A 10,714-nucleotide genomic window follows, 5' to 3' on the forward strand; every position below is an offset into this window, starting at 1 on the left:
GATGTACAGATCCAGGGTGATCTGTTCGCGCAGCCCCGGCCGCTGCACCTTCACCGCCACCCTGGCGCCACTCTTGAGGGTTCCCTTGTGCACCTGACCCAGGGAGGCGGCTGAAATCGGTTCCCGGTCCAGCTGCTCGAAAATGTCAGCCACCGGTGCGCCCAGGTCCTCTTCGATGCAGGCCATGGCCAGGCCGCTGTCGAAGCCGGGCAGTTGGTCCTGCAGCTGGGCCAGTTCCGCCAGCAGCAGCGGGGGAACGATGTCCGGTCGGGTGGAGAGCGCCTGGCCGGCCTTGATGAAGGCGGGGCCAAGATCCACGAGAAGTTCAGCGCATTCGCGTGCTCGACCCCGGGCCCGTTCCTCATTCTTCAGCAACTGGAAAATCCAGTCGAAGGCGACGCCCAGCAGCAACAAGCCGATGGGTACAAGGGTTTGCCAGAGCCGGCGGATCAGCCGCTGGGGATGGCCGGCATAGATACGTGTGATGGCGGCGGGATCGTACTCGAGCAACCCTGCGGCTTCGATGAAATCCCCGAGCTCCTGCGCCATCAATTTACCGGGATGTCCGACACCCCTTCTAAACGAACCGAGCTGCCGCTACGGTCGGCGTCATCACAGGGCTGGACGTGCTCACCGGTCTGCTGCTGCAGAACATCGCTCTGATTGAGGGTCTTGAACTGGACTTCAGCTCGGGTTTCACGGTGCTCACCGGTGAGACCGGCGCCGGTAAGTCGATCCTTCTCGATGCCCTCGATGCGGTCCTGGGTGGAGCGCAGGGTTCCAGCGGCGTTCGTCTGCTGCGGACTGGTTCGGATCGCGCCAGGATCGAGGCTGCTTTTCAACTCAATCCAGCCCTCGAGCAGTGGTTGATCGCGGCGGAGTTTGACCCCGAAGAGGAGCTTCTGATCAGCCGCGAATGGAAACGGCAGGAGGGTGATCGTTATTCCAGTCGCTGCCGGCTGAACGGCAGCACGGTGAACCGTCAGCAGTTGCTTGAGCTCAGGCCGCTGTTGATTGATCTCACTGTTCAGGGACAGACCCAGTTGTTGTCGCGGACGGGGCAGCAACGGCTCTGGCTTGACCGTCTTGGTGGATCTGCATTGGCCGAGGTCAAAGCTCAGGTGGCTGATGCCTGGACCGAATGGCGCCAGGCTGCAGATGCCCTGATGGCACTTGATCAGGAGCAGCAGCGCTCCGAACAGGAGCAGGCTGAACAGGAAGAGCAGTTGGAGCAGCTACAAGCTGCCGATCTCGAAGACCCAGACGAGCAGCAGCGGCTGGAACAGGATCAAGACCGTCTCGTCCATGGCGTGAGGCTGCTGGAGGGTTTGGCCTTGCTGTTTGGGCGCCTCCATGAGGGTGTGGATCAGGCGCCTTCCCTGCAGGATCATTTCGCGGCGTGCATCCAGGAGCTGCAGGCCATGGCGCAGCTGGATGGTTCGCTTGAGCCCCTACGTGATCAGGCTCTGGATCTCGAAGCGGGTGTGGATGGTTTGTTGCGCTCCCTCGATCAATACGGTCTGGCACTCGAGAGCGATCCAGACCAGCTGGAGCGGATTCAAGACCGCCTGTCGGTCTTAAAACGCCTGCAGCGCCGCTACGGCCTTGATCTGCCCGGTTTGATTCAGCGTCGCGATGAGCTTCTTCATCGTTTGGGATCGGAAGGCTTCGCGGCGGATCTCGCCCGCCTGCACCAGGAGGAAAACGACCGACGCCAAACGCGAGATCAGGCCAATGCGGCCTTGCGTCGCGAGCGGTCCAAGGCGGCGGAGGCTTTGCAGGCGTCGTTGCTGGAGCTGTTGCCTCCCATGGGTTTGGCCAACGTGCGTTTCAAGGTGGATCTCATTCCCTGTGATCCGGCTGAGCATGGTGCGGATGCTGTTCAATTCCTGTTTTCCGCCAATCCCGGCCAACCGATGGCAACGCTGACGGAGGTTGCGTCCGGCGGTGAGATGTCTCGTTTTCTGCTCGCGCTCAAGACCACCCTTGCCGCGGTGGATGGCTCCAGCACATTGTTGTTCGATGAGATTGATGCCGGCGTCAGTGGACGCGTCAGTGGAGCGATGGCGGATCTCCTTCAGACCCTGGCTCGTCAGCGTCAGGTGTTTTGCGTCACCCACCAACCGCTTGTAGCAGCCGTTGCTGATCACCATTTCCGGGTGAGCAAGCATGTGGAAGACGGCGTCACCCACTCGAGAGTGTCCCGACTGCGGGACACTCAGGAACGCCGCCAGGAGCTGGCAGACCTCGCTGGTGGCGAACAGGCCGATGCCTATGCAGCGAGCCTGCTGGACCAGCGAACAGCTGAAGGCTTCGGTTCTTCCTAAGCTCATGAGCTTTCAAACGGGTCCTGATGGCGCGAGCTGCTGCCAAGAGCACCGGTCAGACGGCCCCTGTGAATCTTTCGGGCGGAAGTCTTGAAGATGTGATCCGTGTGCGTGGCGCTCGCCAGCACAACCTCAAGAACGTCGACGTCACTATTCCCCGTAACAAGCTGGTGGTGTTCACCGGGGTGAGTGGCAGCGGCAAGAGTTCGCTCGCCTTCGACACGATCTTTGCTGAGGGACAGCGCCGCTACGTCGAAAGTCTTTCGGCCTATGCCCGCCAGTTTCTGGGGCAGGTGGACAAGCCTGATGTCGATGCCATCGAGGGCCTGTCTCCGGCGATTTCGATTGATCAGAAATCCACCAGTCACAACCCCCGTTCCACGGTGGGTACGGTCACGGAGATTCAGGACTATCTCCGTCTGCTGTTCGGTCGCGCTGGTGAGCCCCATTGCCCGCAATGTGAACGTTCGATCCGGCCTCAGAGCATCGACGAAATGGTCGATCAGATCCTTCTGTTGCCGGAGGGAATCCGTTATCAGCTGTTGGCGCCGGTGGTGCGCGGCAAAAAGGGCACCCACACCAAGTTGATCAGTGGTTTGGCGGCGGAAGGTTTCGCCCGGGTGCGCATCGACGGTGAGGTGCGCGAACTGGCCGACAACATCGAGCTCGACAAGAACCACAGCCACAACATTGAGGTGGTGGTCGATCGTCTTGTGGCCCGTGAGGGGATCCAGGAACGGCTGACCGATTCGCTGCGCACGGCCCTCAAACGTGGAGACGGTCTGGCGTTGGTGGAGGTGGTGCCCAAGAAAGGGGAGGAGCTTCCCGATGGCATTGAACGGGAGCGTCTCTACTCCGAGAATTTCGCCTGCCCCGTTCATGGCGCTGTGATGGAGGAGCTGTCACCGCGACTGTTTTCGTTCAACAGCCCTTACGGCGCCTGTGAGGACTGCCATGGCATTGGCCATCTGCGCAAGTTCACCTGTGACCGGGTGATCCCGGACCCAACTCAGCCGGTGTATTCCGCGGTCGCTCCCTGGGCCGAGAAAGACAACAGCTATTACTTCTCTCTGTTGTTCTCTGTTGGTGAAGCCTTTGGTTTCGAGATCAAAACCCCCTGGGATCAACTCAGCGATGAGCAGCGGGATGTGCTGCTCATCGGAAGCCGCGAACCGATTCTGATCCAGGCCGACAGCCGTTATCGCAAGGGTAAGGGGGGATACACCCGGCCCTTCGAAGGCATTCTTCCAATTCTCGAGCGGCAGCTCCGCGATGCCAGCGGCGAGTCCCAGCGCCAGAAACTGGAGAAATATCTGGAGTTGGTGCCCTGTGCCAGCTGTGCCGGTCAGCGGCTCCGCCCCGAAGCCCTGGCGGTGAAGGTGGGGTCGTACCGGATTTCAGAACTCACGGCCGTCAGCGTCGGTCAGACCCTGGAACGGATCGAAAAACTCATGGGCGTGGGCGCCCATGAGGGCTCTGAGCCCTTGCTGAATGCCCGTCAGATCCAGATCGGTGATCTGGTGCTCAGGGAAATCCGCCTGCGTTTGAAATTCCTGCTCGATGTTGGTCTCGACTACTTGAGCCTGGATCGACCGGCGATGACGCTCTCCGGTGGTGAAGCCCAGCGCATCCGCCTGGCGACCCAGATCGGTGCTGGTCTCACCGGGGTGCTGTACGTGCTGGATGAGCCGAGCATCGGCTTGCATCAGCGGGACAATGACCGTCTCCTGAACACCCTGGTGCGGCTCAGGGATCTCGGAAACACTCTGGTGGTGGTGGAACACGATGAAGACACCATCCGTGCTGCCGATCACGTGGTGGACATCGGCCCTGGTGCCGGCGTCCATGGGGGCCACATCGTTGCGGAGGGAAGTTTCGATGACCTGGTGGCCAGCAGCGAATCCCTCACCGGCGCCTACCTGAGTGGCCGTCGGTCCATTCCAACGCCGGCCGAACGCCGCCAGAGCGGTTCGCGCTCACTCAAGTTGATTGATTGCAACCGCAACAACCTCAGGAACGTTTCGATTGAGTTCCCCTTGGGCCGGTTGGTGTCCGTCACCGGGGTGAGCGGCAGCGGCAAGAGCACCCTGGTGAATGAGCTCCTGCATCCCGCCCTGGAGAACGGACTGGGTCTGAAGGTGCCCTTTCCGCATGGTCTGGGTGAACTGCGGGGGTTGAAGTCGATCGACAAGGTGATCGTCATCGACCAGAGCCCGATTGGACGCACGCCCCGCTCCAATCCAGCCACCTACACCGGTGCCTTTGATCCGATCCGTCAGGTGTTTGCCGCCACAGTGGAGGCCAAAGCCCGCGGTTACCAGGTGGGGCAGTTCAGTTTCAACGTGAAGGGTGGCCGCTGTGAGGCCTGCCGTGGTCAGGGCGTGAACGTGATTGAGATGAACTTCCTGCCAGATGTGTACGTCCAGTGCGATGTCTGCAAAGGCGCCCGGTTTAACCGCGAAACTCTGCAGGTGAAATACAAGGGCCACACCATCGCGGATGTGCTGCAAATGACGGTGGAGCAGGCCGCTGAGGTGTTTGATGCCATTCCTCAGGCGGCAGATCGCTTGCGCACCTTGGTGGATGTGGGCCTCGGCTACGTCAAGCTCGGCCAGCCGGCGCCAACCCTCTCGGGGGGTGAGGCCCAGCGGGTGAAGTTGGCGACCGAGCTGTCACGGCGGGCCACCGGCAAGACGCTTTATCTGATTGATGAGCCCACGACCGGCCTCAGCTTCTACGACGTGCACAAGCTGATGGATGTGATGCAGCGGTTGGTCGACAAGGGCAACTCGATCATCTGCATCGAGCACAATCTTGACGTGATCCGTTGCAGCGACTGGATTATCGATCTCGGCCCCGAAGGCGGTGACAAGGGTGGCGAGATCCTGGTCACCGGCACTCCAGAAGAGGTCGCCCAGCACCCCACCAGTCACACTGGCCGCTACCTGGCTCGAGTTTTGGAGCAGCATCCACCAAAACTCCCCGTTTCCATGGCGGATTGATGGCCTGACTTCGCACCCACCTGGCGGCCCTGGCTTTTGTTGGCATGTCACTGGTCCTTCGCGGGGGTCCCGCTTCAGCCTTGTAGCGGTTCGTGTTGCGTCTGCCGTTCTGGACACGGAGATCACGATCAACTTCGCTGACGGTGAGTCCGCTGAACAATTGATTCAGGCCAGTACGGATCTGCAGGATTTGGAACTGGCCAGTGGTGGTAGGTTGTTGTCGCTGCTGCGCCAGGTGTTCCTAACGCCACTGCTCTTGGAAACCAAGGCATTACTGGCGGGATCGACTGGTCAGCCGCTGCTGGAGTAGGCCCTCCATGCGGCGACACAGGTTGTGTCTCTTGAGGGAATTGCCGAGAGAGCAGGCGTCGATCGATTTATCTCGCCTCGCTGAGGTGGCCAACCGGCTTAAAACCAATCTTGAGGAGGGGCTTGCCTTGGCCCGTTCCGTTGAGGCCGCATCCGTGACGGCCGCTCTGCGGGGGCCACTGCGCTCCAGTTGGTCCCGTGAGGTTGTTCAGGTGCCCGTGCCCCATCGGCCGAAACCCCTGCGGGTTCTGACGCTTCAGCCTGCAGCGCCAGCCAACGGACGCTTGGTCGTAATTTCCCATGGGCTCTGGGACGATCCGGAATCCTTTGAAGGTTGGGGTGAGGTGCTGGCTGCCCATGGCTACACTCTTTTGGTGCCAGACCACCCCGGCAGTGATTTCAATCAACAGAAAGCGATGCTCGCTGGTGATGCGCCGCCGCCGGGGCCTGAAGAGTTGCGGCTTCGCCCCCTTGATGTGTCCGCTTTGTTTGATGCCATCAGTGCAGGGCGGCGTCTTCTGCCTGGGACCACGTTGAACACCGATGCTGTTGCGGTGGTGTGTCACTCCTGGAAAGCCACCACCACGTTCAGTTGGCCGGTGGTATCCCCACTGATCGAAAACTCAAATCCCGTTGCAACGACCTCAAGGATCCGGAGTGAAACATCAGCTGAGTGCTCTAATGCAGTTGGCTGTCGGGGGTTAACCAAGCCGCTGTTACCGACCCAAGGGTCAAGGCTGTTGTGGCCGTCAGCCCGCCCTTGCGTCTCTTGTTTGACGGAAGTCGTTTGGAGAGCCTTCCGGCCAAGTTGCTGCTGATCGGCGGTACCCACGATTGGGTGGTGCCTTCGGGTCCGGAAGCGATTGCTCCGATGCGTGAGAACAAGGCCGTGCGCTTGGGTCACCGCTTGGTGTTGGTGCAGGGTGCAGACCACTTCAGCCTTCGCAGTTTTCGCGGTGAGCCGTCCCCGGCACAGGTTGGGGTCGGTCATCCTTGGCTGGATCAACGAGCAGCTTGATGTGGATGGCGCCGTCACCTTCTCTGCGGGTGGTTGGGGTGACGAGCAGGGCAGCCTTGTCGATGTAAGCGACCGCCTCTGACGTTGCTGGCTTGTTACATCAAGCCGAGGGTATGACTGTTGTCCCTTGGGCTCAGATCCTCTGCGAGACAGAGTGACTCGGCTTTTTTGCTCGGTTTGATTTGTCGGTCTGCTAAGGGGGTTTTTTCATTTTTTACCCCTTTTTCGTCTCTAAAGAAACAACAACGGCACCGAATCTGCGTCCCGTTGTTGTTTGTGAGGGGAGCGAATGGGGATCCGGTTGTTGCATCTGTACCTTCACGGTCTGTTTCGTTCCCATGAGCTCGAACTGGGTCGGGATGCTGATACCGGTGGCCAGACGTTGTATGTGCTGGAGCTCGTGCGCAGCCTGGCGCAGCGGGCGGAGGTCGATCAGGTTGATGTGGTGACTCGGCTGATTCAGGATCGTCAGGTTGATCTCGATTACAGCCAACGGGTCGAAGCCATTGCTTCAGCGGCCCGCATCCTGCGCTTTCCCTTTGGTCCCAAGCGGTATCTGCGCAAGGAGTTGCTTTGGCCTTATCTCGAGGAGCTGGCTGATCCGCTGGTGGAACATCTGAGCCAGACCGGCCAGAGGGTGGATTGGATCCATGCGCATTACGCCGATGCCGGTCTGGCGGGTGCTCTTGTTAGTCAGCGGTTGGGGATTCCGCTTGTTTTCACTGGCCATTCCCTCGGCCGGGAGAAACAGCGACGTCTCCTCGCTGGTGGCTTGGATCGCTCTCAACTTGAGCAGACCTATGCCATCAGCCGACGCATCGACGCCGAAGAGCGGGCCTTGGCCCGGGCGGATCTGGTGATCACCAGCACCCGACAGGAGGCGGATCAGCAGTACTGCCGCTACGGCCACTTTCAGGCGGATCAAGCGGCGGTGGTGCCCCCTGGCGTTGATGCTTCCCGGTTCCATCCCCACGGTTCATCGCAGGAATGCTCCGCGCTGCAAAGCCTGTTGCAGCCTTCCCTCAGGGAGCCGAATCGTCCGCCCCTGCTGGCGATTTCCCGTGCGGTGCGGCGCAAGAACATTCCCGCTCTGGTGGAAGCCTTTGGTCAGTTGCCGGTGCTGCGACAGCGTCACAACCTGGTGCTTGTGCTCGGCTGTCGGGATGACCCGCGTCAGCTCGAGAAGCAGCAGCGCGATGTGCTTCAGCAGGTCTTCGATCTGGTGGATTGCTTTGATCTCTATGGTCAGGTGGCCTATCCCAAACAACACAGCCGTGCCCAGATTCCTGCCCTTTATCGCTGGGCTGCGCGTCGTGCAGGGCTGTTTGTGAATCCGGCGTTAACCGAACTCTTCGGACTCACCCTTCTTGAGGCCGCGGCCTGCGGTTTGCCGATGGTGGCCACCGACGATGGCGGTCCACGGGACATCCAACACCGTTGCGACAACGGTCTTCTGGCGGATGTCACCGATCCCGGGGCACTTCAGGAGGCCCTGGAATTGGCCGGCAGTGATCGCTCCCGTTGGCGCCGTTGGAGTGGCAACGGGGTTGAGGCCATCAGTCGGCACTTCAGCTGGGATGCCCATGTGGGTCAGTACCTCGCCCTGATGCAGCAGAAAATCCGCGTGTCACCTGTTCGTGGGTGTCGGTGGTGCGGCGGCCCAGTCTCATCTCCAGGCTGTTGGCGTTGGATCTCGACAGCTGCTTGGAGCTGCCGGAGGAACGCTCCTTGGCGCATCTGCGCGATCGGCTTCACGCCGAACCCTTTGTCGCTTCGACAGGCTTGGTGATTCTCACGGGGCGGTCGTTGGATCAGGCGCGTCAGCGCTACCAGTAGTTGCATCTTCCCGACCCCAAGGCCTGGATCTGCTGGGCTGGAACCGAGATTCACCACACGTCGGATTGCGTGGAAGATCCCGTGTGGGCGGACCGCATCAGTCAAGCATGGGATCGCGAGGCTGTTCTCGCAGCGATGGGGCAACTCCAGGAACACATTCAACTTCAGGACCCTGATCACCAGAGTCCTTTCAAGGTCAGCTACCTGTTGCGTGCTTCCAACCGCGGTCTGATTGGTTTGGCCCGTCAGTGCTTGCGCCGCCATGGTCTACAGGCGGAACCCCAGCTCCATTGTCATTGGTTCCTGAATATTCTGCCCCAGCGCGCCTCCCGCAGCGAGGCCATCCGTTTTCTGGCCCAGTCTTGGGAGCTCCCCCTGCAGCAGGTTCTGGTGGTGGCCAGTCAGCAGGGGGATTGGATGGTTTGCCCGCCACGGTGGTTCCTGCGGATCACGATCCCTGCCTGTTGGGTCAACGGACCCAGCAGCGGGTGTACGTGTCGAAGCGCCCAGTGTTGGAGCCGTGCTGGATGGCTTAACCCACTACCGGTTTTCAGGCAGTCGTTGATCTTGGGATCACGGTCACACAGGCGGCTGCCCTGTCGGCCTTGGCTTGTGCATCCTTCCGATTTCCTCCCCTTGCCAGGGCCACACCCATGCGCCGACCGGGGCGGGCTGTGGGCTTGCCGAACAGCAGCAATTGGGTGTCAGCTTCTGTGAGAGCTTGTTCGACCCCTTCAAAAGCGACAGAGTCCATATTCGTTTGGGCCAGGATCACTCGGCTGGCGGCTGCATCAGCTGCCGTGATGGTGGGGATCGGTAGACCGAGAACAGCGCGCAGGTGCAGTTCGAACTCGCTCATGTTCTGGCTGATCAGGGTGACCAGGCCTGTGTCGTGCGGCCGGGGAGACAGTTCGGAAAAAATCACCTCATCGCCACAAAGGAAAAATTCCACACCGAAGAGACCGGCACCGCCCAGGTTGTCGGTCACGGTTTTGGCCATGGCCTGGGCCTGACGCAGTTGTTGGTCGGTGAGTTGAGCCGGCTGCCAGCTGCACTGATAGTCCCCTCCTTCCTGTTCGTGGCCGATTGGTGCACAGAACAGGGTTTCGCCATTGCGTTGACGGATGGTAAGCAGGGTGATCTCCAGATCAAAATGGAGAAATTCCTCCACGATCACCTGAGTTGAGGTGCCCCGTGCGCCGGCCATGGCGGTCTCCCAGGCCTTGGGCAGATCGTCCGCACAGGTCACCACGCTCTGGCCTTTGCCGGAGGAACTCATCACCGGTTTCACCACGATGGGCCAGCCCAGAGGTTCCGCCACCGCTGTGAGTTCCTCAGCACTGGTGGCATAGGCGAACCGGGCGCTGCGGAGACCGAGTTCGCCGACCGCTAGGTCGCGGATGCGGTCTCGGTTCATGGTGACGGCCGTCGCGCGGGCCGTTGGAATCACAGTGATCCCCTCTTGTTCGAGTTCCGCCAGGGCATGGACGGCGAGTGCTTCGATCTCCGGGATCACCACGTCGGGTTGGTGTCGCCTGACCACCTCTCGCAATGCATCGGCATCGGTCATCGGCAGAACTTCGGCCACGTCAGCCACCTGCATGGCCGGGGCACCGACATAGCGATCACAGGCGATCACCCGGCAGCCAAGCCGTTGGGCAGCAATGGCCACTTCCTTGCCCAGCTCCCCGCTGCCCAGCAGCATCACGGTGCGTGGAAACGACGGCATGGTGATCCTTGAACGGCTTGCCTGCATCATCAATCAACGCAAGTCCTGAGACTTTTCGCAGCCTGGGGTGCAGCGCCCGATGTCCCGCTAGGTCAAGGATGCGTTCTTGATTGAGTCCAGTGCTTCGGGCGACGTTGTTGGCGGTTCTTGCTGGAGAAAGGTGGTGCAGGTTCGTGGCTGCTCCCACGTCGGCTTGCACGGCACGCCCCACCGTTGGACCGTCGGACGTGCTGTGTCCCATGGATGTGTTCGCCTCTATGACGAACACATCCGCAGGGTTTTTGATCTGGTGGAGGTGGGGACGCCAGTCGTGGTCCTGCCTTGATGGTTTTGTTCTGATCCATTGGGCATCAAAAAAGTGGGCATCAAAAAAGCCCTGGGCGGACCCAGGGCTCGGTGGACGTGTTTTGTCGTTGTGCCGTTAGATCACCAGAGGCCCTGAACGGGTGCAGCGGGAGCGGGCTCGGGGGCCTTGGCGGTGTAGGCCTGGATG

The 10,714-nt window shown here is 60.7% G+C and carries 8 protein-coding genes and 2 pseudogenes; 8 read left to right on the forward strand and 2 right to left on the reverse strand.

The genetic code is table 11. The features are described 5' to 3' along the window. Positions 1–549, reverse strand: a 549-nt coding sequence (locus ACGVJ8_RS01090; RefSeq protein WP_392345093.1) for an AarF/UbiB family protein, incomplete at its 3' end; no start/stop codon positions are given. 77 nt (positions 550–626) lie between these two features. Between ACGVJ8_RS01090 and recN the strand changes: the two genes are divergently transcribed. The 7 genes and pseudogenes from recN to ACGVJ8_RS01125 all read left to right on the forward strand — a co-directional run. Then, positions 627–2,327: a DNA repair protein RecN gene (gene recN / locus ACGVJ8_RS01095; RefSeq protein WP_392345094.1), complete on the forward strand. Its 1,701-nt coding sequence runs from the start codon at positions 627–629 to the stop codon at positions 2,325–2,327. A 26-nt stretch (positions 2,328–2,353) separates the two neighbouring features. Further along, entirely contained in the window at positions 2,354–5,329 is a 2,976-nt protein-coding gene (uvrA, locus tag ACGVJ8_RS01100) for an excinuclease ABC subunit UvrA (RefSeq protein ID WP_392345095.1), read from the forward strand. Between the two features lie 160 nt (positions 5,330–5,489). Further along, positions 5,490–5,639 (forward strand): hypothetical protein, encoded by a 150-nt coding sequence (locus ACGVJ8_RS01105; RefSeq protein ID WP_392345096.1) that lies wholly within the window; start codon positions 5,490–5,492, stop codon positions 5,637–5,639. 7 nt (positions 5,640–5,646) lie between these two features. After that, complete coding sequence (locus ACGVJ8_RS01110) at positions 5,647–6,456, forward strand: alpha/beta hydrolase family protein (protein WP_392345097.1); 810 nt, start codon at positions 5,647–5,649, stop codon at positions 6,454–6,456. A 138-nt stretch (positions 6,457–6,594) separates the two neighbouring features. Next, positions 6,595–6,738, forward strand: a complete 144-nt coding sequence (locus ACGVJ8_RS01115; protein WP_392345098.1) for a hypothetical protein — start codon at positions 6,595–6,597, stop codon at positions 6,736–6,738. A gap of 222 nt (positions 6,739–6,960) precedes the next feature. Beyond that, entirely contained in the window at positions 6,961–8,445 is a 1,485-nt protein-coding gene (locus tag ACGVJ8_RS01120) for a glycosyltransferase (protein ID WP_392345099.1), read from the forward strand. Beyond that, positions 8,385–8,849, forward strand: a pseudogene (locus ACGVJ8_RS01125) (HAD family hydrolase); the annotation flags it as partial. The gene ACGVJ8_RS01120 and the pseudogene ACGVJ8_RS01125, both read left to right, overlap by 61 nt. 193 nt (positions 8,850–9,042) lie before the next feature. Here ACGVJ8_RS01125 and purT read toward each other — a convergent pair. Next, a complete protein-coding gene (gene purT / locus ACGVJ8_RS01130; protein ID WP_392345100.1) occupies positions 9,043–10,221 on the reverse strand; it encodes a formate-dependent phosphoribosylglycinamide formyltransferase in 1,179 nt (392 codons plus the stop codon). A gap of 169 nt (positions 10,222–10,390) precedes the next feature. Between purT and ACGVJ8_RS01135 the strand changes: the two are divergent. Next, positions 10,391–10,546: pseudogene (locus tag ACGVJ8_RS01135) on the forward strand (L,D-transpeptidase); the annotation flags it as partial. Positions 10,547–10,714 lie beyond the last annotated feature (168 nt).

The sequence above is a fragment of the Parasynechococcus sp. genome (genome assembly GCF_042954245.1).
Lineage (GTDB): Bacteria > Cyanobacteriota > Cyanobacteriia > PCC-6307 > Cyanobiaceae > Parasynechococcus.